Source organism: Nonomuraea sp. LPB2021202275-12-8, from assembly GCF_037044575.1.
Taxonomy (GTDB): Bacteria; Actinomycetota; Actinomycetes; order Streptosporangiales; family Streptosporangiaceae; genus Nonomuraea.
In genome coordinates, this window is record NZ_JBAHWD010000038.1 from 1 (window position 1) to 23,772 (window position 23,772).

Below are 23,772 nucleotides of genomic sequence, written 5' to 3' on the forward strand. Positions count from 1 at the left end.
CAGGTCCAGCCGAGATACGGCGAAGATCGGCCGCGAGATCCGCGGCATTGCCAGGTCTCATTCATGAAGAGGACAGAACCACGCGTGTCAGCCCGCACCATCTCGCCGTCATAGGAGAGCTTCACCATGGCCAACGCACCTATCGTCGTCAGCCTGCCGATCGCCGATCGTCAGACCTCTTTCCATTTCTACCGTGACGGACTGGGCTTCGAGACCGTCGGGGAGCCGGCCGAGGACGGCGTCCCCGAACCGCTGCAGCTCGTTGTCAATGACGGGATGCGTATCATGCTGGTCCCGACGGACGGGTTCGGCTGGATGGCCGGGGACCGTGAGGTCGCACCCAACGGGCACAGCGAGTGCGTCATCAGCCTGTGCGCGGACACCGACGCAGGTGTTGACGAGATGGTTCAACGCGCGCACAAGGCGGGCGCCGAGGTTGTCACCGAGCCCGGTCAGCAGCCCTGGGGTTACGCCGGCGCCTTTGCCGACCCCGACGGCCATGTCTGGATGGTGACGTCGGAGGCGGTGTTCTGGCTGACGAGGTGAGCGTCCGATCGCGATCACAGGTCGGTCATGGCCGGTTCACCGCGCCGGGCTGATCAGTCCGCGCCATCTGTTGTCCGCTCCCCGTTGGCCGTAGTTTGGCGGCGCAGGTCGATGATCGGCTGCAGGAGCCACAGCCAGCAGGTGGCCAGCGCGGCCGCGGCGCCGAACACGATGGCGAGCCAGTTGCCGAGCACGACCTCGGCCACCAGAGCCATCGCGGCGGTGATCGCGATCGCCAGGGACACGGCGCCGGCCAGGCCCAGTTCGTTGGCGCGGTGCACGATCTTCTCCTTCAGCCCGGTACGAAACAGCAGCCGGTGCTGAACAGCGGGCGTGATGAAGCAGAGCGAGGCGGTCGCCGCCCCCGTCAACGCGATGAAGAACAGCCAGTGTCCCGAGGTGTCCACCTTGGCGAAGCCGCTCTGAAACGGCATCGCGAGCAGAAAGGCGAACAGCACCTGCACTCCGGTCACCATGACCCTCAACCCCTGCAGGAGCTCGGACAATTCACGGTCGATGCGTTCCTTGTGGCTTTCATCGACGCTGCTCTCCTCGGCCGTCACGGCAGAGGATTCGCCATCGGCGAGAAGACGGCTCTGGCTTTCCTGCCGGGGCAACGCCATCGGCCTGACACCTCCGTGAGTCTTCCGTGGCACTGCCACGGGCTGGATCCAGCGATCGTGTTCTCGGCTCGCGGCCTCCTCAACGCCCGCGACCTCACTGGCGGGGAGCCGCAGCTCCATGTGGGAGTGTCAAGGGTGCTCGAGCGGCAGCCCGAGTCCGGACGGTCCGCTGGTCGCCCTCGATGAGGTCATCGAACAGGGCGTGAAAGTGCGCCATGGCCTGCCGCAGTTCCTGTATCGGCACCCAACTGGCTGCGGCCCGCCCGCTGATCTCATGGGCTTGGCGGTAGTGCTCCAGGCTGCGGCTGTGTCGCAGCGACAGGTCGGACGCCTGCTGCGCGAAGTCCTCGGTGGCATAGCCGCGCTTGGCCATGACGGCTCTCACCAGTAGATCGGCCTCGCCGAGCGCGGGACTCGGCTCGTTCACGAAGCGCTCCTGCACCGCGGCCCACCTCTCGGCATAGCCGCGGCGTGCTTCGGGATCGAGCGGCTGTATGTCGAGTGGCCCTGATCCCGTTCGCCGGGCTCGCAGCTCACGCTCGGCCACCCTGCGGTCGCCCGCGGCGGTGACAGTGCGTTCGTATGCGGGGCCGAATCGCCGGCGAAGGCGATCTCGACGCCTGCGCAGCAAGAAGAAGCCGACGGCCGGCACAACCACCATCACCCCGGCGACGACGGCCACCCACATCACGCTCTCGGTGGTCACGACCGCCTCCGCCCGATGTCGCCAGCGCATCCCGCCCGAAGACAGGAACCCGGACACTGTCAGTCAACGCCGCTTGCCAGGATGTGGATATGGGCGTTCGGAGCAAAGCTCATCGCGAGAGCTGATCACCGCTCACGCCCTCGACGAGCCGAAGGCTCTTCGCACCAGGTCGCACAGGATCGGGGTGAGCAGCCCGGCGGCGAGGGCCACGGCCCAGCCGATCGGCGGCAGAGGCACGAGGACGAGCAGGGAACCCAGCGCGGGCACCAGGGTCACGAGCGCCTGCAGCGAGGCGGCGGCGGTCACGGCGATGAGGACCGCGCGGCCGCGCCACCAGCCGTGCTCGAAGGTCCAGCGGCGAGCTCGGGCGACGTAGGCCAGGGTCAGGCGGGCGAAGACGAGGGCGAGTACGGCCTGGGTGCGTACCTGTTCCTCGCTCCAGCCGAGCCGTCTGGCGACCTCCACAGCGGCGAAGACCAGCGCGCCGACGATGAGCGCTCTGACGGCGATGCGGATGAGGACGGGCCGGGCCAGCAGGCCATCACGGCGGGGTGGCGATGCCAGGGGGTCGGCGGCAGGGCGGTCGACGCCGAGGGCGATGGCGGGGATGCCGTCGAGGACCAGGTTGATCCAGAGCAGGTGAACAGGAAGCAGCGGGATGATCAAGTCTGGCCAGACGAGCAGGCCGACGATGACGAGGAAGATCTCGGCCAGGTTCCCGGCCAGGAGGTAACCGATCATGGAATGCACGTTGTGGCGGAGCCTGCGTCCCTCGCGGATACCGGTGACGATGGTGCCGAGTTCGCCGTTGGTGACGACGACGGCGGCGGCCTCGCGGGCCACGTCGGTGCCTTCGTCACCGGCCATGGCCACGCCGACGTCGGCGTGGCGCAGCGCGGGAGCGTCGTTGACTCCGTCGCCGGTCATGGTGACGACCTCGCCGTCCTCGCGCAAGGCGTGGACCAGGTCGAGTTTGGTGGCCGGGTCGACGCGGGCGATGACCCCGGCCTCGCGCAGCTGCAGGGCCCGATCAGGGCCGTTGAGTAACGCGCCGGTGATGACGGGGTCGGGGTGGATGCCGACCTCTTCGGCGACGGCGCGGGCGGTGTCGGCGTGATCCCCGGTGACCATGACCACACGGATGCCGGCGCCCCGGCAGTCGGCGACGGCCTGACCGGCCGAGGGGCGGATCTCATCGCGCAACCCCAGGAGCCCGACCGGCCGCAACCCGCCCGCGTCCAGATCTGTGGTGTTCTTCTCGGCGACCGCCAGAACCCGCAGCCCCCGTCCCGCGAGATCGGACACGGCCCGTGTCAGCCGATCGGTATGCTGCCCGGGCTCGCAGCGGGCGAGCACCACTTCGGGCGCGCCCTTGACAGTCAGAAGCGGGCCGTCGGTGATGACCGCCATGGACCGGGTCTCCGCGTCGAAGGGACGGCTCGCCAGGCGGCCTTCCCCCGGCGGGAGCCGGGTCCCGTGCTGCTCGGCCGCGGTCCCGAGTGCCACGTCGATGCCGTCGCCCAGGCCGTCGCGGGCGTCGTTGCAGCGCAGTGCGGCCAGCCACAGATCGGTTTCCGGGATCGTGACATGATCCACGACGGTGAGCTTGCCGGTAGTGAGCGTGCCGGTCTTGTCGGTGGCGATCACTGTGGTGGCGCCGAGTCCTTCGATCGCTGAGAGGCGGCGGACGATGAGGCCGAGCCCGGCCATGCGCTGGGAGCCCAGCGCGCGGGCGGTCGTCACGGCGGCGGCCAGGCTCTCGGGTACGGCGGCTATGGCCAGCGCGACTCCGGCCAGGATGATGTCGAGCAGGGCGGCCTCGCCGCGGACCACGCGGGTCAGGCCTAGGGCGATCATCACCACTGCTGCGGCGATCGCCAACATGCCGATCTTGCGGGACACCTGTGCCAGCTCCAGCTCCAGCGGGCCTTTGGTCCTGCCTTCGAGAGCGGAGGCGATCCGGCCCATCTCGGTATGGGCGCCGGTCTGTTCGACCCGTGCCAGGCCGGAGCCGCGCACCACGAGAGTGCCGGAGAACAGCGCGCCGTCGCGGTCCCCCAGCAGCACCTCCGAACCGGAGGCTCCATCGGCTGTCTTGTCTGCCGAGCGGGATTCACCGGTGAGTGTCGCCTCGTCCAGGCCGAGCGAGCTGGCTTCGAGCACGCGGGCGTCCGCCGGAATCCGATCACCGGCTGCTACTTCGATCAGATCGCCGGGTACGACTTCGGCCGCCGGGATTCGGCGGGTGATGCCGTCGCGGCGCACCTTGGCCATGGGCGCGGTGAGCGTGCGCAGTGCGCGGACGGCCTGGTCGGCTCTGGCTTCCTGGCTGACGCCGATGATGACGTTGACCAGCAGGATGGCCAGGATCGCGGCCCCCTCCGGGACCTCGCGGAGGACCAGCAGGGTGACCAGCCCGGCGATCATCAGCAAGATCGAGAACGGGTCGGCCAGCTGCCGCACGGCGCGGCCGAGCAGGGTCGGCGGACGAGGCTGTGGAAGCTCGTTCGCGCCGTGCTCGGCCAGCAGGCGTCCGGCCTCGTCCTCGGTGAGCCCGGACGTGGCATCCACAGTGGTCCTCATACCTGAAGCAGATCATTCACCGGCGCCCGGATCTGCGGGCGAAGGACACCTTCAGCAGGGACTTTGGTCCCGGCCTCAGCTTCCCCAGGCCGAGGGCAGCACAGGTTCGAGGCGGAACATCCCGCCGTGCACCTCGCCTGGCTCCTGTCCAGCGGAGATGCGGCCGGCGACCGCCCGGAGCACGTCAGTGGCCGTGATCAGGCCGACCAGCGCCTTTCCTTCGGCCATGACCGGTATGGCGTCGCAGTCCGCGTCGAGCATGGCCGCCACCACCTGGGGGAGCGGATCGGAGAGGTTCGCGCGTGGCATCCTGCGGCGGCCGAGCAAATTGCGCACCTGTCTGAGGGATTGCTGCTGCGGGCCGCCGGACCAGTCGGCGGCGAGGTCATCGCGGGTGATGACGCCCAGCAGGTCACGGTCGACGACCGGCAGGTGACGGATGCCCGCGCGGCGCATCAGCTCCCAGGCCATCAGCGGTGACTCATCGGGGGTGACGGTGACCAGGATGTGGGTCATCACCTGCTCGGCGGTCAGCTCTTCGACGCTCATGAGCTCCTCCTTCGGGACTTACGAGGTCGTACGGCGGGGAAACGGCTACGCGAGCAGATCGGCGGGATGAGGGCAGAACGGCCGCGGTGAGGTGACTTTCGGCCCTGCCTGGGAGACCAGGCGGCCGAGCAGGCTCGGGGGTATGAGATTCGATTCAGCCGGACTGCGGGTGCTCTCCCGCGAGCAGTGCCTCGCCCTGCTGTCTTCGACGTCGATCGGGCGGATCGTCTTCACCGATCGCGCTCTGCCCGCGGTGCAGCCGGTCGTCTTCTGCCTGAACGGCGAGAGCATCGTCATCCGGACGACGGCTGGGTCCAGACTCGCCTCGGCCACCCGGGATACCGTCGTGGCCTTCGAGATCGACGACTTCGACCCCCGGATGAGCACGGGCTGGTCGGTCACGCTGGTCGGACGGGCGCGAGCCGTACACGCCCCGGAGGAGATGGCCCACCTGGCCGAGCTGCCCCTGGCGCCGTGGGCGACGAACGGGCGTGATCACTTCGTCGTGATGCGTGCTGAGGAGATCTCGGGACGCCGCACGGCTCTAGCCGAGCGGGACGCTCCACCGCAGCCGGGTCCCGCCCTCGGGCGGTGATTCCGCGGCGAAGGAGCCGCCCAACTGCTCGGCCCGCTCCTGGAGGTTGCGCAGGCCGCTGCGCCGGCCGTCGCCGGGCAGCCCGACCCCGTTGTCGGCCACGCTGAGCGTGACCCGGCCGTCGGTCGCCTCCACCGCCACCTCGGCCTTGGAGGCCTGCGCATGGCGCAGGAGGTTGGACAGCGCCTCCTGAAGGACCGCCAGCAGGTGCTCGGCAACAGGCGGTGAAACCAGGGTGTCCAGTTGTCCCTCCATCACCAGGCCCGGCATGAAGCCCAGATGCCCGCGCGCCCCCTGCACCAGGTCCACGATCCGGGCCCGCAGCCCGGGGTCGCCGTCGGTGTGAGAGGTCTGCAGGCCGAAGATGGTCGAGCGGATCTGCCTGATGGTCTGGTCCAGCTCATCGATCGCATGCTGCACCCGGCTGGACGCCTCGGGCTGCTGCACCATGCGGACCGCGCTCATCAGCGTCATCGCGACCGCGAACAGGCGTTGGATGACCACATCGTGCAGATCTTTGGCGATCCGGTCGCGATCCTCCAGCAGGCTCAGCCGCTCAGCGTCTTCGCGCGCCTCGGCGAGCTCCATGGCGATGGCGGCCTGCCCGGCGAAGGCGTGCAGCATGTGCAACTCCGCGCGGCTGAACGGGGCTCGGCCCGAGCGTTTGGCCAGCGACAGCACGCCGCGCAGCGATCCTGCCGCGCCCAGCGGAACGGCTGCCTCCGGGCCGACGGTCAGGTGCTCGGCCATCATCCGGTGGAAGTCGCCGGCGGCCAGATCGGTGACCATGAGGGGCTGACCACTGGAGTACACGCTTCCCGCCAGGGACCCTGTCATCGTCGCCGCGGCCCCGACGAGCCGCTCCGCCCCCTGGCCGTCCGCGATCATCACCTCCAGGCCGTCACCGTCCTCGGCGGGCAGGAGGATCGCGGTGATGTCGGCGTCGGCCATCTGCCTGGCTCTGCGAGCCACCTGGGTGAGGACCTGCTGGACGCCCTGCCCGGACAGCAGGCTGGTGGTGATCTCCGAGGAGGCCTGCAGCCAGGTCTCCCTGCTCCTGCTCTCCGCGTACAACCGGGCGTTGTCGATCGCCACCCCGGCGGCTGTGGCCAGCGCGATGACGACGGCCTCGTCCTCCTCGTCGAACTCGGCGCCGCCGCGCTTCTCGGTCAGGTAGAGGTTGCCGAACACCTGGTCTCGGACCCGGAGCGGCACCCCGAGAAACGATCCCATGGGCGGGTGGCCAGGCGGGAAGCCATAGGACTCGGGATGATCGGAGATACGCGCCAGCCGCAGCGGCTGAGGCCGCTTGATGAGCAGGCCCAACAGACCGAGGCCGTGCGGCCAGTGCTCGATGGCGGCGATCTCCTCCTCGCTCAGCCCCACCGGGATGAACTGGATGAGCTCGCTCTCTCGCCCCACCATGCCCAGCGCGCCGTAACCGGCGTCGACCAGGGTGGTGGCGGTCTCCACGATCCGGTGCAGCACCGTCTCCAGATCCAGGTCGCTGCCCACCAGGACGACGGCTTCCAGCAGCGCATGCACACGGTCGCGGGTGGCCAGAACGGTCTCGAGCCGGACGCGGAGCTCGGTCAGCAGTTCGTCGAGCCGCATGTTAGGGATCAGCGGGCGCGGCTCATCGGGGGACATAGCAGGCAGTCTCGCACCAATACGCAGCGACGCCCACCCGCGAGGGGGGCGTCGCTGCCGGCGGTTACTTCAGCACCGGATAGGAGCGCACCAGTGCGGTACGGCCCCACATCCTGCCGATGCCGAGGGTGTCGCCGGCACCTGCCAGGGCCAGGCCGGCCAGGACGATGGCGTAGATGAGGTGCTCGTCCATGAACGGGTTGTTGGCCAGCGGCAGTTCGGCGGCCCACATGAAGACCAGCAGCACAGCGCCGGTGACCGCGGCGATCCGCATGCCCGCGCCCAGGATCAGAGCAACCCCGATGCCGAGCAGGCCGAGCATGAACAGCCAGTCGACCCAGGGCTGTCCGGCCAGGCTGGAGAAGAAGGCGCCAAGTGCGTTCTCGCCGGTCCCCTTGAGGAAGCCGGTGGTCGGGCTCCCGCCGGAGATCCAGGCCCTGTCGGCCGGCGTGGCCAGTCCCCAGCCGAAGGTCTTGTCGAGGAAAGCCCACAGGAAGATCCAGCCGATGCTGATCCGCGCGGCGGCCCAGACGTAGTCGACAGGCCGGGGCCCCGGCCCAGGGCGCGCGGCGTTCATGACGGGGGCGGACTGCCGTCCTTTGGTGATGGCCATCATCAGTTCCTCTCACTGCTATCCGTACGGAGATTTCTCACATCTCCAGCAGATCGCTTTCCGCGGCCCGCCATCAGGGCCGTAGGGCCGGTATCGAGGGGACCTTCGACCCTCATTCGCAGGGGTCCGCCCACCTTCGGTCGGGTAGCCGTCCGCGGGCACCCCGTCCTTGCGGCCGCTGTCCGGCGCTACGGCCGGACGACCGCGACCGCACAGCGGGCGTGGTGCAGGACGCCGCGGCTGACCGAGCCGAGTACGGCGGAGCCGATGGCGCCGCGCCCGTGGGAGCCCACGACGACCAGGTCGGCCCGCTTCGAGGCATCGGTGAGCACGTCGACCGGGTGAGCGGTGTAGACGTCCTCGATGACCGTGACCTGCGGGTACTTCTTCCGCCATGGCCGGAGCTTGTCCGCCGCGATCCGGCGCTGCATCGCGGCGACCTCGTCCATGTCGTAGTCGAGCTCGGGCATGTAGGCGTGCATCGGCCGTTGCCAGGCGAAGACGGCGCGCAGGGTGCCGGCGCGGAGGCCGGCCTGCTCGAAGGCATAGGCGATCGCGGCCTCGCAGGCCGTGGAGTCGTCGACGCCGACGACGATCTCGCCGTAGGTCGTTTCCGGGCTGGAACGAACGACGACGACCGGGCCGTGCGCCTGACCGGCCACGTGGATGCTCACCGAGCCCATGACGGCTCGCGCGAAGCCGCCCAGCCCCCGGCTGCCCACCACGACCTCGGCGGCGTCCTCGGCCTGAGCGCGCAGCATCACCGCAGGGGCGTCCTGGCTCACCTCGGTGGTGATGTCGAGGTCGGGCTGTCGCTTGCGCGCGGTCGTCTCCGCCTCGCCCAGGACTTTCTCCGCGCTCCGGTTCAACGCGTCGCCCAGGTCGGGAATGGGGTACTTCACGATCCGGTACGGCTCACGCTCCACCGCGAAGACGATGCGCAGCGGCGCCTTCGCGCGGGCAGCGTCGTCGGCCGCCCACTCCACGGCCGCGGTCCCGCCGGGCGAACCATCGGCGCCCACAACGATGACATGGCTCATGTTTCCTCCTTGTTTCTCCCATCTGACGCCTTATCTGCACTTCTCTCCAGGGCCGTAGGTCCCGAGCCTGCGGGCCTCTCGGCCATATCGGACCATCTGAACAGGGCGAACAATGAAAGGGTGCCTGCCATCGCCCCGCGTACGCCGCGTGGAGTGGAAGAGGGAGCGGGGAGCCGCACGCGGACACCGGCCGCCGCCAGGTGCGAGTCGTCCTGGCCCGTCTTCCCTTCGGGGAGCTTGTCCCCATTCGCCCCCTGACGATGTGGCTCCCCAGGGTCGTAAGTCCCGAGCACACGGGCCTATCGGCCATGTCCTGTCGCCGGGCCGCGGCAAATACTGAAGACCCGAGCCGTTCCCCACCCGTCAGAAGAGGAAACACTGATGTCCACAAGAGCAAGCGTCCCCGGCGACCTCGGCCAACGCGTCGCCTACCACCGCGAACGCCTGAGCCTGACCCGTGAGGACCTCGCCGAGCGGGCGGGCATGACAGCCGGATACGTCGAGTACGTGGAAGGCAATCCTGCCAACGTGACCCAGGGAACGCTGGTACGGCTTGCCGGTGCGCTGGAGACGAGCACCGACGACCTGCTCGGCGGCGGCACGAACGGCCCTCCAGGGTACGCCGGCGCGGTGACCAAGCCAGTCCTGAACGAGCTCGGCCCCGAGGAGTGCCTGCGCCTGATCGCCGCCGGAGGCATCGGCAGGGTGGCCTTCAGCGGCCCGTCAGGTCCGACGGTCCTCCCGGTCAACTACCGGATGCATGACGGCGCAGTCGTCTTCCGCACCCGAGCAGGCGGTCCGATGGACCAGAATCTCCGTACCAGGCTGGAAGGCGTCGAAGTCAAGATCGGCTTTGAGGTCGACTGGATCGACGAGGCCAAGCGCGAAGGCTGGAGCGTGCTCATCCAGGGGCCCGCCCATCACGTCACCTCGGACGAAACACCTGCTGTGTCTGGCGCTCGGGTGGACTCCTGGGCAGGCGGCGAACGTGAGCTCTACATCCGGATCATCCCGCACCAGATCACCGGCCGCCGCATCCGCGGCTTCTGACCCGCGCCACGACTTCGCTCCTCGCCATCGAACTGGGGAAGCACCATGCCAGACGAGTACGACGTTCTGCTGCGTGACGGCGGTATCGCCCACCTGCGCCCGCTGCGGCCCGATGACGGTAAGGCGTTGCACGGCCTGGTCGACCGGTCCTCCGAACGCTCGGCCCACCTGCGCTTCTTCGCCGGAGGCACAGCAAGCGCCCACCGCTACATGGACACCGTCGCAGCACCCGGATACCGGGGCCACGCCCTGGTCGCCACCGTGCACGGACAGGTGGTCGGCATCGCCGAGTACATCCCCGACGACGACGGCGACGAAGCCGAAATGGCGATCCTGCTCGACGACGCCGTGCACGGCCACGGGCTCGGGACGCTGCTCCTGGAGCACCTGGCCCTGGACGCGGCCGATCACCAGGTGCGCGTGCTGGTCGGCGACGTCCTGCCCGAGAACAATCCGATGATCCACATGCTGCGCGACCTTGGCATGGACGTGAAGCTGCGCTTCGACGACGGCGTGGCCAAGCTCCGTATCTCCCTGCCTCCTACCGCGCACCTGCAGATGACCATCGATTCCCGCGATCACCAGGCCGAGCGCGCCTCGCTGACCCGGGTGCTGTCCCCCCGCTCGGTAGCGGTGATCGGCGCGAGCCGTGATCCGTCCGGTGTCGGCCACCGGGTGCTGCGCAACCTCATCGATGCGGGCTTCCCAGGGCCGATCTATCCCGTCAACCCCAAGGCCGACCAGGTGGCAGGGCTCACCGCCTTCCCCGACATGCATGCCGTACCCGCTCCTGTGGACCTGGTCGTCGTCGCCGTCCCCGCCCTGAACGTCCTGGATGTCGCGCGCGATTGCGCCGCCGTGGGCATCACCGGGCTGGTGGTCCTCACGTCAGGCTTCGCCGAGGGCGCTCAGCCCGGCGCGGAGAAGGAGCTGCTGCGGATCTGCCGCGCGGCCGGCATCAGACTGGTCGGCCCCAACTGCCTCGGCGTCGTCAACACCGCTGCCCGGCTCAACGCCAGCTTCCTGTCGGCCGCACCCGCCACCGGCCGGATCGGCATGTTGTCGCAGTCCGGCGCGGTCGCCGCCGCCGTGCTCGACCGGCTCGCCACCCTGGGCACGGGTGTCTCCTCATTCGTCTCCGTCGGCAACAAGGCCGACGTGAGCGGCAATGACCTGCTGGAGTACTGGGAGGACGACCCCGACACCGACGTCATCGCGCTCTATTTGGAGTCGTTCGGCAACCCCAGGAAGTTCACCCGCATCGCCCGCAGGGTCGGCGCCCGCAAACCGGTCCTGCTGGTCAAGAGCGGCCGCTCCGATGCGGGCGGCCGGGCCGTACGCTCGCACACGGCCGCCGCGGCCACTCCGGACGCGGCAGTCGACGCCCTCGTCGAAGCCTCCGGTGTGATCCGCGTGGACAGCGTCCAGGACCTGCTCGACACCGCCCGGCTCTTCGCTGCCCAGCCTCTCCCCCACGGACGAAGGGTCGCGATCGTCGGCAACTCCGGCGGGCCCGAGGCGATGGCCGCAGACGCCTGCGAACGACATGGCCTGATCGTCGCCGAACTCGCCGCCGCCACACAGCGCAAGCTGTCGCAGCGGCCCTCGGCTGCCGTGGGCAACCCCGTCGATCTCACCGCCGACGCCGAGACCGGCGAATTCGCCCTGGCCATCGAGGCACTTCTGGCCGACGCCGAGGTCGACATCGTGCTCGTCGTCTATACCCCGCCCTTCGGCTCCGGCCGCGAAAAGACCGAGCAGGTCATCGCCACCGCCACCCAGCACACCGACAAGACGGTCCTGGCCTGCGTCGTGGGACACGACGCCCTCATCGACGGCCGCATCCCGAGCTACGCCTTCCCCGAGCAGGCGGCAGGCGCCCTGACCCGCGTCGTGCATTATGCGGAACGGCGGAAGCAGCCCGTCGAAGAGACCGCGCCCGCCAGGCAACGTGACGTTCTGGCCGCGCGCGAACTGGTGCGAGCCGGACTCGATGGGCACCCAGACGGCCGATGGCTGGAGCCGTCGGCCGCAACCCGGCTGCTGCGCTGCTACGGCTTGGACGTGACCGATTCCGTCGAGGCCGATGGCCCGCAGAGCGCTGCCGAGGCCGCCGAGCTGGTCGGGCTGCCCGCCGTGGTCAAGGCCACCGGGCCCGAACTGGTACACAAGAGCGATGTCGGCGGCGTCCGCGTCGGCCTGACAACGTCGGACGACGTACGGCAGGCCTATCGGGACATGGCCGAGTCGGTCGGGCCCGTCATGACCGGCGCGATCGTGCAGCGCATGCTGCCGAGCGGCGTGGAGATCATCATCGGCGGGGTGAACTACCCGACGTTCGGTCCACTCGTCATGATCGGTATGGGCGGCGTGACCGCGGACCTCCTCGCCGACCGCGCGTTCCGAGTCACACCCCTAACCACCACCTCCGCCACACGAATGATCGCAGAGCTGCGCTGCGCGCCGCTGCTGTACGGCTACCGCGGAAGCCTCCCCGTGGACACCGCCGCACTCACCGAGCAGCTCATCGGAGTCGGACAGCTCCTGGAGGACCTGCCGGAGGTGGCCGAGCTCGATCTCAACCCGGTCATCGTCACACGGCACGGCGCAACCACCGTGGACGTCCGCATCCGGCTCTCCCCCGCCCCACCGATCACCTCACCACTACGCCGCCACCTACGCTGACTGACACGAAGCCTTGCTGGGCCGGTCGGTCGGCCGTTCCACCTGCGCTGTCAACGAGGTCGGCTCCTCGGCCGCGGCGCAGCAGCCGGGCGGGCCTTCCGACCTGATGGAACGCCTGCTTTCCACGGCGATGTACGGACTGGCGGCCCACGGGTTAAGTCGACATCCCACAGGAAGGCTTCCGGGTGGGCTCGGCCGGGGCGGCGGACGCTGTGCCCGGCCACCGCGGCCGGCCCCACGACCGGATCGCCTCCCAGCCCCTGTGGTCCCCGGCAGCGACGCCGCCCGCTTCCACACCCCCCGACCTGCCCGCGGGCCGGCGACCGCATGCGAACGGGCGGCCGTCCGATCACGGACGGCCGCCCATCAGAGCACTGTCATCGCGCGGAAGACGAGGGCTCCAGCTGGTCGTCGTGGCAGTTGCGCGGCGCGCTCACCGGGTTGCAGCGCACCACGCGTCCACCGGGGAGCTCGGCCACGAAGTCGCTGTCGTACCGGGCCGCCATGCCGACGCTCGGAAAGTCCGTCGTCACCATCTGCGCCCCGCTGGCCAGAGCGGTCTGGACCCGGCTGAACTCCTCGCCGATGACTGTCTTCAGCGGCTCGTCCGAGCGCGTGCGTACGATGTAGCCGCGCTTGACCAGGTCCCGGATGGTCGCCTCGTTGGCGCCGCGCGGGTCGTTCACCATCGTGATCGCCGCGTCCGCGTCGCCGGGGTTGCCGCGGGTGAAGACCGCGCGGCCCTGGAGGCTGGGGTGCCCGTCGAGGTACATGTCGCGGATCGTGCCGGGGCCGCCGTTGTCGAAGAAGAACATCACCTTGCCGCGCGCCCAGTCGACAGTGGGCCAGCCGTTCTTCAGGATCGACTGCTCCAGCGTCTGGCCGGGCCGTCGCAGGTCGTCGGCGGTGATCAGCTGCGATTCGGAGAACACGGAGCGGATCTCCTGGTCGATGCCGTCCAGCAGCGGACGGTCCCACGGCGGGCTGACCGCGCCGCCCAGCCGCTCCCAGCGGTCGTCGGTCTGCTTGAGCTCCAGCTGCATGACGATCGGCACGTGCCGCGGATGAGCCTGTGACCAGGTCTTCACCTGCTGAAGGCAGATCACCAGGGTCCGGCACGTGGAGTTGTAGTCCTGGTCGGCGACGTGCACGACCTTCATGCCGGGTGCGGCCATGGCCGGGTCGTCGATCGGGCCGAGGCCGGCCTGCTTTCGGGCGAGCGGGTGCCGGTAGAGGCCGCCGTCGGGGTCGGGCAGCAGGTCCAGTTCGAGAGCGCGTACGTTCTGCCGGCCGAGAAGATCGGCGATCGACGCGTGCGAGTAGAAGCCCCACGACGGGTAGCCGGGGTCGATCTTGATCGACTCGGCCAGCTCGGCGCCCTGCATCTCACGATGGAAGGCGTTGTGGGCCCCCATGAACTGGATCTGGTTCATTCGGATCTTGCCGGCGGGCGAGGTGGCACTCGCCGATGTCGCGGCCTGGTTCGTCTGCTGCGCCGAGACGGCGGCCGGCACGACGGCGGTCGTGAAGACCGTGGCGAAGGCGGCGGCGAGCATGACGCCGAGGCGGGCACGGGTGATCATCAGTCCTCCATAGGTGACAACCCCCGCAGGTTAGAAGGCCGCCGTGTCCCTCCAGTGCCTTCCAGGCTCCGAGAGATCACCGGAAACATGAATCTTGTCCGAATTAGGCACATCGCCCCGTTATGTCCGGGATCGACGATGTCGTCGGAGGACGATCGCGGCCCCGATGACCGCGCCACTGGCTGTTCGGTTGCTGATCAAGCCCCGACACGGACCCGGGTGCCGGTCCCGTACATGTGTGCGCGTACTTTGGATCGCATGGGCTTGATTGGACGCTTGTCAGGCTTCTGGTTCGGCAAGCGGGGGCGCTATGGCAGGACCACGGGGTAGCGCCTCGATCTCGGGCGCGGCGATCGGGTCGTCTCGCCTGGATGATCTGCTGATTGAAGCCGTGTTCAGCACCGGGGCCCATTTCGGCATCGTGTACGTCCTGGACGCAAGCCGTCAGCTCCTGCAGATGGAGACGGCGATAGGGATTCCTGCCACCATCGCCCGAACGTGGGCCAGGGTCAGGACGAACGATTCCGTTCCGGTTGGGGTCTCGGTGCGTGAGCGGCGGCTGGTCTGGCTCCGCGACAGGATGGCCCTGGCCCGCGGGTTCCCGGCGGCGGCGCTGTCGCTGCCGTATCACTTCGCGGTGGCCGCCTCGCCGATCTGCTCCGGCGGTGCCGTCTGGGGCGGGTTGGTCCTGGGGTGGCCCACGGCAGGCGCGTCCGAGCTCACCCGCCGTCAGCTCGACGTCATCGACGATATCTGCGCCAGAATGGGCGACCTTCTCCGCCAGGCGGGTGAGCGGGGCCGGCCGATCACTCCAAAGCCCCTGCCCCGGATCCTGGACCCGGTTCACGCGCACAGGCCGGGCCCATACGCCGGCCTGACAGCGCTCACGTGTCTCACCTCCCTGCCCGAGGGCTACTGTCACCTGGACGGGCACGGGCGGGTGACGCTCGTCACCGCACCGGCCGCGGAGCTACTCGCCGCGAAACCGTCCGAGATGATCGGGCAGCGCCTGTGCAAGGCACTGCCATGGCTGGACGACCCCCTCTGTGAAGACCGCTACCGGGCCGCGATCGTCAGCCACCAGCCCACACGGTTCACCGCCCGCCACCCCGACGGGCGGCAGCTGTCGTTCCAGTGCTATCCGAGCCTGCCCGGCGTCACCATCCGGATCACGCCCGCTACCACGCCCGAGGCCTCCGTCGACGATGCCGGCCGGCATCCGCAAATAATCGGGCTGCACGACATGCTGCACCTGGCGACCTCCCTCGCGCGGGCGATGACCGCGCAGGACGTGGTGGACCTTGTCGCCGACCACGCCATGCCGGCCTGCGACGCCCAGGCGATGGCCATCCTCACCTGGCAGAGCGGCCGGATACACGTGGCCGCCTCGCGCGGCTACAGCCGCCGGGGTATCGAACAGTTCAACGGCCGCCCGGTGGTCCATCCGGTCCGCTGGACGCGCGGCTACGACGAGGGTAGAGCGGAGTTCTACGCCACCTGGGACGACTTCCGCCAGACCTACCCCGACGCCATCCGCGTCGATGACATGGGCGCCTGGGCGCTCCTGCCACTGGTCGCTCAGGGGCGGTCCATCGGCACGTGCGTCCTGGCCTACGACCGTCCCCATCGGTTCAGTGACAGCGAGCGGGCCACGCTCACCGCGCTCGGCTGGCTGATCACCCAGGCGTTCGAGCGGGCCTGGCTCTACGACGTCAAGCACCAGCTCGCCCAGGCCCTGCAGTCGAGCCTGCTGCCGCACGCGCTGCCCCAGATCCCCGGCCTGGAGGTGGCCGCCCGGTACGTGCCCGCCACCCCCGGCATGGACATCGGCGGCGACTTCTACGACCTGATCCGGCTCAGCGACACCGAGGCCGCGGCCGTCATCGGCGACGTGCAAGGCCACGACATGACCGCCGCAGCACTCATGGGCCAAGTACGCACCGCCATCCGCGCCCACGCCACCGCCGGCGCCGACCCGGGCGAAGTGCTCGCGCACACCAACCGGCTGCTCACCGAGCTGGCCCCGGATCGCTTCACCAGCTGCCTGTACGTCAGCTTCGACCTGCGCCGGCGCGCCGCCGGCCTGGCCAGCGCGGGACACCCGCCGCCGGTCCTCGGCCTGCTCGGCGCCCCGACCGAGGTCATCGACACCTCCCCCGGCCTGCTGCTCGGCATCGACCCCGACACCGAGTACGTCACCACGGACCTGAACGTGCCACCCGGCGCGGTCATGGTCCTCTACACCGACGGCCTCATCGAGCAGCCCGGCCACGACCTGGGCGAGTCCATCGCCGACCTGGCCGCCCGCTTCACCCCCACGCCCACCCAGTCCCTGCACGACCTGGCCGACTCGCTCATCGGGCCGACCACGAACGCACAGCGTACGGACGACACCGCCGTCCTCCTCCTGCGCAACACCGCGACACCCCCATGATCAGCCGACAGGCTTCCAAGGTGTCCGGCCCCCGGCCGGACGGTGATCGTTTCCTCCGTCAGAGGGATCGGGGCAGGCCGAAATGGGGGAAGACGCTGGTGTCACGAAACCAGGTGATCGCCGAGACCCCCTGCACGGTGGTGGTAAGCACCAACATCCCGTACGACCGGGCGATCGAGGCGTTCTGGCACGGCAGGTAGCAGCCGAGCGCCGGTTGCCCGTTGGCGCGCGTGGGCACGGCACGCAGCGCGGCGCCCCGGCGCATCTCCGTGTACCGCAGGAAGTCGCCGATCGCGATCGGGCCCTGATACTGGTAGGGCTCGGGCGGCATGGTGAGCCAGGCGTCGTCGGTCAGCAGCGAGACGATCGCGTCGGTGTCACCCGCTTCGAGGGCGGTCGCGAACAGGCCGGCCAGCTCGCGTTCCCGCGGTGACGGGGGCGCGAAGACCTCGTCCCAGCCTGCTTGGAGGGTCGTGCGGGCGCGTTGCAGCAGGCCCTTCACCGAGGTGGGCGTGCTGTCCAGCATTCGCGCGGCCTCGCTGAGACGGAACCCGAGGACGTCGCAGAGCACGACGGCGGCCCGCTGGCGGGGCGGAAGGCGCTGGAGCAGCACGGTGAACGCGACGCCGACGGTCTCACGCTTCTCGTAGCGGGCCTCCGGGCCGACGGGCGCGGTGAGCGCGTCGTCCAGCAGGCTGTCGGGGTACGGCTCGAGCCAGAGCGGTTCGGCCAGCCGCGTGGGTTCGGGGAGCTGGTTGGCCGCCTGCTGGGGGCGGCGGGCGTTGTCACGCAAGGCGTTCAGGCTCCGGTTGGTCGCCGGGGTGTTCCTTCCAGCCCGGTCGCCGGTGAACAGAGAGCTCAGCATCGCTCGCCGCTAAGGCCGCCTGTGCCTGCGAGGTGGACGCGGTGGTCTCACCTCGCCGCATTCAGGCCGCCGACCGCCGCGACTTCGGCACGTCCTGGTCCGCCTGGTGGGGCTGCACGAGCACTGGCGCGTCCGACACCACCACGACGGAGTACGGCAGGCTCGGGGGCCGGACGTCGGAATCGACCAGGTCCTCCAGGGTCGGAGACTGCGTGCGCTGCGGGGGAATGACCAAACGGAACGGCCCCAGCGGCTGACCGCCCTCCGCGCAGAACGTCAGCTCGACGTGGGCGTTGCCGGAGCTGACATTGAACAGGCTGAGCTGGTCTCCGGGCATGCACCCGTCGGTGATCGCCATTTTCCAGTTCCCCACCAAGGTGCTCATGCGCGACTCCTGTCTCCTTCTGCGGCAGTCGTCCTGCTACCCCGACGCGGGGGGATCTACCTCGGAGTCGCGCTTGTAGTGCCCGCCGGGGTGACCAGCCTGGCCCCTGCGCGGCTCGGCCGTCACCTTTCCTGCCCGGGCTGCCGGCCAACTGGCTCAGCGGCGGATGCGGTAGCGGATGTGGGTGGCCTCGGGTGTGTCGATCACCCGGACGATCTCCAGCTCCACGCGCGACGGCAACACCTCGAACAACCGCTTGCCGCCGCCGAACAGGACCGGGATCTGATGGATCTGCACCTCGTCCAGTACCCCGGCCTCGATCGCCCGCTGCGCGGTGTAGGCGCCGATCACGTGCACGTTCCGGTCCCCGGCGGCGGCTTTCGCCTGTGCCATCGCGCTTTCGATCCCGTCGGTCACGTAGGTCACCAGCGGATAGTTCGCGACGGACGGGTCGGGCGGCCGATGACTGGGCACGAAGATCGGGACACCTTGACCGTTATGATCGCCACCCCAGTGATCGACCTGCTCTGCCGTGCGCCGTCCCGCGACGACCGCGCCTGTCGCTGCTATCTCGCCGAGCACCTCCCCGGCCGGCCCGGACTTTCGGAACCCCCCGTCCGGCATGAGGCCCCATTCGTGCAGCCGGACGAAGCCGTCGCCACCCGGGTTGCCCGGCTTGTCGTTCGGGCCCGCGATGTATCCGTCGAGTGACATCGACATGGCAAGCACTGATACCGACACTCTGACCTCCTGCGGTCTCGATCCGAACTGGTCGCCGGTCGGCGCCCATGCTCGTCGTCCTGGCCCGAGCGGTGAGCCGACGGCCCCGCCCGGCGACGTACCGCACCGAACAACGCCCTGCTCAAGGAGCCTTCGGTGGAGCACGCTCCTACTGGAAGATCCCCAGTATCGTGGACCGCGGGTGACACAACCGTGTCAGTCTGGGGACACCCGCCTCCGGACGAGAAAGAGGTGTCATCCGCGTGCTGACCGTCGAGTTGCTCGGGCCGCTGCGCGTTTCGGTGGACGGGCGGCCGGTCGAACTGCCTGCCGGGCGGCCGCGCTCGTTGCTGGCCGCGCTGGCGATGTCGGCGGGCCGAACCGTCCCGACCGGCAGGCTGGCGACCGCGGTATGGGGCACGGAATCCGGCGGCGACCCGGGTGCCAAAGTCCGGACCAACGTCAAGCGGCTGCGCCGCGCCCTGGGGCCCGCCGCGGGCCGGCTGATCCAAGCCCGGCCGGGCGGCTACCTGCTGGCGGCCGAGCCGGACCAGGTCGACGCGCTGCGCTTCGACCGTTTGCTCGACGAGGCCGCGGCTGCGGCCGACCGGTCCAGGCTGGTCGAGGCGCTGGCGCTGTGGCGTGGCATCCCCTTCGACGGGATCGCATCGGACTGGCTGGAGCAGTTCGTGGCCCCGTCGCTGCAGGAGCGCTACCTGACCGCGCTTGAGCGCCGGGTCGACCTGGACCTCGCGCGAGGACCACATCCCGACCCGGCCCACCTGGCCGAGGCCGCCGAACAGCACCCACTGCGGGAGTCGCTGTGGGCGCGGCTGCTGCGGGTTCTGGACTCGGCCGGCCGTCCCGCCGAGGCTCTGGAGCGGTACGAGACGATCCGGCGCCGGCTCGCCGAGGAGTTAGGCGCCGACCCCAGCGCCGAGCTGAGGCAGGCCCACGCCGACCTGCTCGCCGACGGCGCCCCGCCGGTCGGGGGCGCGGTACCCCGGCAGCTGCCTGCCGGCGTGGACACGTTCGCCGGGCGGGAGGCCGAGCTGGCGGCGCTGGACGCGCTGCTCGGCCCGCCGGCCTCGGCCAAGTCCGGGTCGCCGCGGATCGCGGTGATCGCCGGTACGGCCGGCGTCGGGAAGAGCACGCTGACCGTGCACTGGGCGCACCGGGTCGCCGAGCGTTTCCCGGATGGTCAGCTCTACGTCGAGCTGCGCGGATACGACCCGTCGGGGCAGGCCGTGCCGGCGGAGGCGGCCATCCGGGACCTCCTTTCTGCCATGCGGGTGCCGCCGCAGCAGGTCCCGGACGGCCTGGCCGCGCAGGCCGGACTCTTCCGCAGCCTGCTGGCCGACCGGCGCATGCTGATACTGCTGGACAACGCCCGCGACGCCGGCCAGGTCGCCCCGCTGCTGCCGGGGGCGCCCGGTTGCCTGGTGGCGGTCACCAGCCGGGATCAACTCGCCGGACTGGTGATGACGTACGGCGCGTACCCGATCACCCTCGACCTGCTGCCGCCGGACGAGGCAGAGCGACTGCTGGCCCGTCGGCTGGGCGACGACCGGATGGCAGCCGAGCCTGAAGCCGCCGAGGAGATCGTCCGCCGATGCGCCGGGCTGCCGCTCGCGCTGGCGATCGTCGCCGCCCGCGCCGCGCTCCATCCCGCACATCCGCTCGGCGCCCTCGCCGGCGAGCTCCGGGACGCCCTCGGCGCGCTGGACCACGCCGCCAACGTACGGGCGATCTTCTCGTGGTCGTACGAGCCACTCGGCGAGCCGGCGGCGCGGCTGTTCCGGCTGGTCGCCGGGCTGCATCCCGGTCCCGCCACGGCGATCGCCGCCGCCAGCCTCGCCGGCGTCCCGTTGTCGCGGGTGCGGGCGCCGCTGGCCGAGCTGGTCCGCGCCAGCCTGCTCACCGAGTACGCCCCGGGCCGCTACTCGTGCCACGACCTGTTGCGCGCCTACGCCTCCGAACTGTGTCAGACGGACGACACCGACCGGGACGCTGCGCTGCAGCGCGTCGTGGACCACTACGTCCATACGGCTGACGCCGCCCAGCGGCTGCTTGGCGGGGACATGCGGGAGGACGTCGAGACCGTCGGCCCCAGCGTGCCGGGCCCGGGCGTCTCGGTGACCGACTTCGCCGGACGCGACGAGGCGATGGCCTGGTTCGCGGCCGAGCGCCCCGCCCTGCTCGACGCGCTGAAGCTCGCCGCCGACCTGGGCCTCGACCGGCAGGTCTGCGACCTGGCGCGGGCGATGTCGGTCTTCCTGCACGGGCGGGGCCTCTGGCATGAGCGGGCCGAGACCCAGCGGGCCGCCGTGGCCGCCGCCCGGCGGCTGGGCGACCCGGTGGAAGAGACCCGCGCGCACCGCAACCTGGCCTTCGCGCTGGCCGACCTGGGCCACTTCGACGAGGCTCACCACAACCTCGACGTGGCCTTGGAACGATCACGTGACGACCTCGCCGGTCAAGCGTGGACGCACTACCGCCGCGACGTCTTGTACACCCTCCAGGGCCGGGAGGCCGACGCCCTCGACGCCGCCCGCCGCGCCCACGACCTCTTCGACCGGCTCGGCGACCAGGTCGGTCTGGCCATCGCGCTCACCGACCTCGGCTGGCACCACGGCCGCCTCGGAGAACACGACCATGCCCTCTACCTGTGCGAGCGGGCCCTCGCCCTGCACCAGAGGCTCGGCAACCTCGCATACGAGGCCCATACATGGTCGTGCCTGGCCGACATCCGCCTCCGGTCGGGTGCCCCCGCCGAGGCCATCGCCTGCTACCGCCAGGCGCTGGATCTGTTCCGGAAATTCGAGGACCCGTACGCCGAAGCCAGCACCCTCGCTCACCTCGGCGCCTGCCACTACCTCGCCGGCGACCACGAGGCCGCGCAGGAGCAGTGGTGCAGCGCCCACGCCCTGCTCGGCGACCTCGCCCCCTCCGCCACCGACCAGACCCACACCCAGCTGGCGATCATCGACAAATCCGCAGCCGACGCCTTCCGTCGGGGCCGCTGACTCGGCCAGTGGGCTCCACATCGGCCTGCCCTTTCGCCGACGGCGGGGTCCGCGGCCATCAAGAAAGAAGGCCGGCGTCCGGGGCAGTCCAGTCGATCACTTGACATGCACGGCTATGAACCGCGCGCACTCCATCGACTCGGTATGCGTGGTGTCCACCTCCTGGTCATAGGCCACGCCGTGGTGGACCGCCTCCGCCTGGGACGCGGCCATCCCGGTGACCCGATCGCCTCGTGCGACCTCACGGCCTGCTGCGACCGCGCTGTCGCACCTCACACCGACCCACAGCACGTCCAGTCCGGCAAGAGCGTTCCGCCACCGTTGCTGGGACGCTGCCCCACCCAGGAACACGTCATCCACGATGATCCGAGCACCCGAACGGGCCATTGCGGCGATCCCCGCCGCCCATGCGGCATCCATGGTCTGGAATTCCGGCCCGACGGTCACGTGGCCGTCAAGGGCGAAGTCGATCCCCGCATCCGATCCCTGCATGGAGGCGGGCATCGCGTCGACCAGGGTGTCGACCGAGAAGGCAAGCCATGGATCCGGCAGGATCGCCTGCAAGCACCGGGCGATCCCGGACTTGCCCGAACTGGAACCACCGTTGAGGACGATCACCTGAGTCATCACCGCGTCATGGTACGAGGTACCGCCCGCGGCAACGCTCACAACGCATTTCCTCGAACCTGCACCACCTGCCACGTCCCCTCAACGCTGCCGCGACACGCAGCGAGATGCACGATGCTCCAGCTGGACCTGGTCCACGTTCCCCGCCTGGTGCAGATCGAAGACAACACGCGAGAGCGGCCGACCGCATGCAGTGGCTCGGCGAAGTCGCGCCATCAAGGAGAGCGGGGTGTCGTCGAGGCTCTTTCCTGAGTGGCTGTCCCTTCCAACGATCTTTTGGAGAGCGATCTCTGCGCAAGGGCGGGCCATGATGAGAATGGTGCCCTACATGCCCGAATACCCGATCTGGACCTGAGCATGGTGCTCATCGCGATCGCCGACCACACCGAACGCCGAGTGGACCTCATCAACAGCCTTCTCGACGAGATGACAAACCGCGGTCTCTCCAACTCGCGGACGCCGTCGCCCTGAGCGAGTAGCCGGGTCAGGGCGATCTGCGCCGACGTGACGTCGGGCCTGGGCGGCGACGGCCTTGCACGCGTCGACGATGCAGAGCTGAACGGCGGTGACGGTGAAGGCCGGGGTTTTCCTCCCTGCCGCCATCCTGGTCAGTATCGGGCGGAGCAGCGGAAACTGGTCGCCTCCGCGGTGCTGCCGTGTCCCTTGTACCGTGGCACCTCAGGCCAGACGCACAACGGCCTGGTCATGCCGGAGACACTCTGACCAGGCAGGCTGTCCGGAGCCTTGCCCTGTTCGACCCACGCGACCAGCGCGGCCAGCGGGTCGGTCGGGGCCGCGCCGGAGCCGCCTCCGCAGTGATCGACGCCGGGGGCCATGAACAGGCGGGCGAACTGTCCGGTGCGCTGCGGGCCGCCCATCTTCCTGACGACCCGTTCGTAGTAGTCGATGGAGCCCTGCCCGAAGATGAGGCTGTCCGCCCAGCCGTGCCAGATGATCAGCTTGCCGCCCGCGGGGATGAAGCGATCCCAGTTGATGGCCGGTGCCGCGGACACGATGCCGTCGTAGTCGTCCGGGAAGCGCTGGGCTTCCATCAGCCCTTGCCTGCCGCCCGTGGAGCAGCCGTTCCAGTACGCGTAGGCGGGCGACTCCCCGTAGAAGGCCCGGGTCACGGCCTTGCCTTTGACGGTCAGCTCGTGCAGCGATCGGAAGGCGAAGTCCTCGATCAGGTTCCACTTCATGCCTGTGGGAGACCAGGCCCAGTCTCCGCCGGAGCCGGTGTGCCCGGTGTCCGTGGCCGCCGCGGCGTACCCCGCGCTCGCGGCGTCGTCCGGGAAGGAGACCGACCCGGCGTATCCGCCGCCGCCCACGCCCTGGAATCGCCCGTTCCAGTTCCCGACGGGCAGTGAGACGGCGATGTTGATGCTTTGGGGGACGACCAGGGCGACGTGGCAGATGGCCGGGGAGGTCGTGGCCTCCTCGGCGCTGGTGACGCGGGTCCCGTCGGTGAAGGTCAGTTCGGTCAGGCTCGCGC

General features: G+C 70.0%; 19 protein-coding genes. 6 read left to right on the forward strand and 13 right to left on the reverse strand.

Annotated elements, in window-relative coordinates; translation table 11 throughout:
* Positions 1-126 precede the first annotated feature (126 nt).
* A complete protein-coding gene (locus V5E28_RS40970; protein WP_336215229.1) occupies positions 127-546 on the forward strand; it encodes a VOC family protein in 420 nt (139 codons plus the stop codon).
* Positions 547-599: 53 nt separating this feature from the next.
* Here V5E28_RS40970 and V5E28_RS40975 read toward each other — a convergent pair whose 3' ends face one another.
* From V5E28_RS40975 to V5E28_RS40990, 4 genes are all read right to left on the reverse strand, one after another.
* Entirely contained in the window at positions 600-1,169 is a 570-nt protein-coding gene (locus V5E28_RS40975; RefSeq protein WP_336215231.1) for a DUF6328 family protein, read from the reverse strand.
* A 94-nt stretch (positions 1,170-1,263) separates the two neighbouring features.
* Positions 1,264-1,875, reverse strand: a complete 612-nt coding sequence (locus V5E28_RS40980) for a hypothetical protein (RefSeq protein WP_336215233.1) — start codon at positions 1,873-1,875, stop codon at positions 1,264-1,266.
* Positions 1,876-2,007: 132 nt separating this feature from the next.
* Entirely contained in the window at positions 2,008-4,458 is a 2,451-nt protein-coding gene (locus V5E28_RS40985; RefSeq protein WP_336215235.1) for a cation-translocating P-type ATPase, read from the reverse strand.
* A gap of 75 nt (positions 4,459-4,533) precedes the next feature.
* Entirely contained in the window at positions 4,534-5,007 is a 474-nt protein-coding gene (locus V5E28_RS40990) for a CBS domain-containing protein (RefSeq protein WP_336215237.1), read from the reverse strand.
* A 142-nt stretch (positions 5,008-5,149) separates the two neighbouring features.
* On the opposite strand from V5E28_RS40990, the gene V5E28_RS40995 reads away from it, so the two are divergent.
* Complete coding sequence (locus V5E28_RS40995) at positions 5,150-5,602, forward strand: pyridoxamine 5'-phosphate oxidase family protein (protein WP_336215238.1); 453 nt, start codon at positions 5,150-5,152, stop codon at positions 5,600-5,602.
* Here the strand turns inward: V5E28_RS40995 and V5E28_RS41000 are convergent.
* From V5E28_RS41000 to V5E28_RS41010, 3 genes are all read right to left on the reverse strand, one after another.
* Positions 5,552-7,252: a sensor histidine kinase gene (locus tag V5E28_RS41000; RefSeq protein WP_336215240.1), complete on the reverse strand. Its 1,701-nt coding sequence runs from the start codon at positions 7,250-7,252 to the stop codon at positions 5,552-5,554. The genes V5E28_RS40995 and V5E28_RS41000 overlap by 51 nt on opposite strands.
* 64 nt (positions 7,253-7,316) lie before the next feature.
* Complete coding sequence (locus tag V5E28_RS41005) at positions 7,317-7,865, reverse strand: hypothetical protein (protein ID WP_442945943.1); 549 nt, start codon at positions 7,863-7,865, stop codon at positions 7,317-7,319.
* A gap of 188 nt (positions 7,866-8,053) precedes the next feature.
* The gene (locus V5E28_RS41010; RefSeq protein WP_336215241.1) at positions 8,054-8,905 is read right to left on the reverse strand and encodes a universal stress protein; all 852 of its coding nucleotides are present in this window, start codon (positions 8,903-8,905) and stop codon (positions 8,054-8,056) included.
* 381 nt (positions 8,906-9,286) lie between these two features.
* Between V5E28_RS41010 and V5E28_RS41015 the strand changes: the two genes are divergently transcribed.
* Positions 9,287-9,955, forward strand: a complete 669-nt coding sequence (locus V5E28_RS41015) for a pyridoxamine 5'-phosphate oxidase family protein (RefSeq protein WP_336215243.1) — start codon at positions 9,287-9,289, stop codon at positions 9,953-9,955.
* Positions 9,956-10,000: 45 nt separating this feature from the next.
* On the forward strand, positions 10,001-12,640 hold the full coding sequence (locus tag V5E28_RS41020; protein ID WP_336215245.1) for a bifunctional acetate--CoA ligase family protein/GNAT family N-acetyltransferase: 2,640 nt from the start codon (positions 10,001-10,003) through the stop codon (positions 12,638-12,640).
* Positions 12,641-13,017: 377 nt separating this feature from the next.
* Here V5E28_RS41020 and V5E28_RS41025 read toward each other — a convergent pair whose 3' ends face one another.
* A complete protein-coding gene (locus V5E28_RS41025; RefSeq protein ID WP_336215246.1) occupies positions 13,018-14,223 on the reverse strand; it encodes a phosphatidylinositol-specific phospholipase C1-like protein in 1,206 nt (401 codons plus the stop codon).
* A 391-nt stretch (positions 14,224-14,614) separates the two neighbouring features.
* On the opposite strand from V5E28_RS41025, the gene V5E28_RS41030 reads away from it, so the two are divergent.
* Positions 14,615-16,657 (forward strand): SpoIIE family protein phosphatase, encoded by a 2,043-nt coding sequence (locus V5E28_RS41030; RefSeq protein WP_336215247.1) that lies wholly within the window; start codon positions 14,615-14,617, stop codon positions 16,655-16,657.
* Between the two features lie 58 nt (positions 16,658-16,715).
* Here V5E28_RS41030 and V5E28_RS41035 read toward each other — a convergent pair whose 3' ends face one another.
* From V5E28_RS41035 to V5E28_RS41045, 3 genes are all read right to left on the reverse strand, one after another.
* On the reverse strand, positions 16,716-17,522 hold the full coding sequence (locus tag V5E28_RS41035; protein WP_336215249.1) for a sigma factor-like helix-turn-helix DNA-binding protein: 807 nt from the start codon (positions 17,520-17,522) through the stop codon (positions 16,716-16,718).
* Between the two features lie 61 nt (positions 17,523-17,583).
* On the reverse strand, positions 17,584-17,907 hold the full coding sequence (locus V5E28_RS41040) for a sensory rhodopsin transducer (RefSeq protein WP_336215250.1): 324 nt from the start codon (positions 17,905-17,907) through the stop codon (positions 17,584-17,586).
* Between the two features lie 156 nt (positions 17,908-18,063).
* A complete protein-coding gene (locus V5E28_RS41045) occupies positions 18,064-18,627 on the reverse strand; it encodes a dihydrofolate reductase family protein (RefSeq protein ID WP_336215251.1) in 564 nt (187 codons plus the stop codon).
* A 263-nt stretch (positions 18,628-18,890) separates the two neighbouring features.
* Between V5E28_RS41045 and V5E28_RS41050 the strand changes: the two genes are divergently transcribed.
* Positions 18,891-21,653 carry an AfsR/SARP family transcriptional regulator gene (locus V5E28_RS41050; RefSeq protein WP_336215253.1) on the forward strand — a complete coding sequence of 921 codons (2,763 nt, stop codon included), beginning with the start codon at positions 18,891-18,893 and terminating at the stop codon, positions 21,651-21,653.
* A 96-nt stretch (positions 21,654-21,749) separates the two neighbouring features.
* Here V5E28_RS41050 and cpt read toward each other — a convergent pair whose 3' ends face one another.
* Positions 21,750-22,280 (reverse strand): chloramphenicol phosphotransferase CPT, encoded by a 531-nt coding sequence (cpt, locus tag V5E28_RS41055; protein ID WP_336215354.1) that lies wholly within the window; start codon positions 22,278-22,280, stop codon positions 21,750-21,752.
* Between the two features lie 608 nt (positions 22,281-22,888).
* Positions 22,889-23,764, reverse strand: coding sequence for a tannase/feruloyl esterase family alpha/beta hydrolase (locus tag V5E28_RS41060; RefSeq protein WP_336215356.1), 876 nt, complete (start codon positions 23,762-23,764; stop codon positions 22,889-22,891).
* Between the last annotated feature and the right edge of the window lie 8 nt (positions 23,765-23,772).

What these genes read in the sequence shown, in the direction of transcription:
- V5E28_RS40970 (WP_336215229.1), top strand. Translation starts at nt 127, where the DNA reads ATGGCCAACGCACCTATCGTCGTCAGCCTGCCGATCGCCGATCGTCAG.
- V5E28_RS40975 (WP_336215231.1), bottom strand. Translation starts at nt 1,169, where the DNA reads ATGGCGTTGCCCCGGCAGGAAAGCCAGAGCCGTCTTCTCGCCGATGGC.
- V5E28_RS40985 (WP_336215235.1), bottom strand. Translation starts at nt 4,458, where the DNA reads ATGAGGACCACTGTGGATGCCACGTCCGGGCTCACCGAGGACGAGGCC.
- V5E28_RS40990 (WP_336215237.1), bottom strand. Translation starts at nt 5,007, where the DNA reads ATGAGCGTCGAAGAGCTGACCGCCGAGCAGGTGATGACCCACATCCTG.
- V5E28_RS40995 (WP_336215238.1), top strand. Translation starts at nt 5,150, where the DNA reads ATGAGATTCGATTCAGCCGGACTGCGGGTGCTCTCCCGCGAGCAGTGC.
- V5E28_RS41000 (WP_336215240.1), bottom strand. Translation starts at nt 7,252, where the DNA reads ATGTCCCCCGATGAGCCGCGCCCGCTGATCCCTAACATGCGGCTCGAC.
- V5E28_RS41005 (WP_442945943.1), bottom strand. Translation starts at nt 7,865, where the DNA reads ATGGCCATCACCAAAGGACGGCAGTCCGCCCCCGTCATGAACGCCGCG.
- V5E28_RS41010 (WP_336215241.1), bottom strand. Translation starts at nt 8,905, where the DNA reads ATGAGCCATGTCATCGTTGTGGGCGCCGATGGTTCGCCCGGCGGGACC.
- V5E28_RS41015 (WP_336215243.1), top strand. Translation starts at nt 9,287, where the DNA reads ATGTCCACAAGAGCAAGCGTCCCCGGCGACCTCGGCCAACGCGTCGCC.
- V5E28_RS41020 (WP_336215245.1), top strand. Translation starts at nt 10,001, where the DNA reads ATGCCAGACGAGTACGACGTTCTGCTGCGTGACGGCGGTATCGCCCAC.
- V5E28_RS41025 (WP_336215246.1), bottom strand. Translation starts at nt 14,223, where the DNA reads ATGATCACCCGTGCCCGCCTCGGCGTCATGCTCGCCGCCGCCTTCGCC.
- V5E28_RS41035 (WP_336215249.1), bottom strand. Translation starts at nt 17,522, where the DNA reads ATGCTGAGCTCTCTGTTCACCGGCGACCGGGCTGGAAGGAACACCCCG.
- V5E28_RS41040 (WP_336215250.1), bottom strand. Translation starts at nt 17,907, where the DNA reads ATGAGCACCTTGGTGGGGAACTGGAAAATGGCGATCACCGACGGGTGC.
- V5E28_RS41045 (WP_336215251.1), bottom strand. Translation starts at nt 18,627, where the DNA reads ATGTCGATGTCACTCGACGGATACATCGCGGGCCCGAACGACAAGCCG.
- cpt (WP_336215354.1), bottom strand. Translation starts at nt 22,280, where the DNA reads ATGACTCAGGTGATCGTCCTCAACGGTGGTTCCAGTTCGGGCAAGTCC.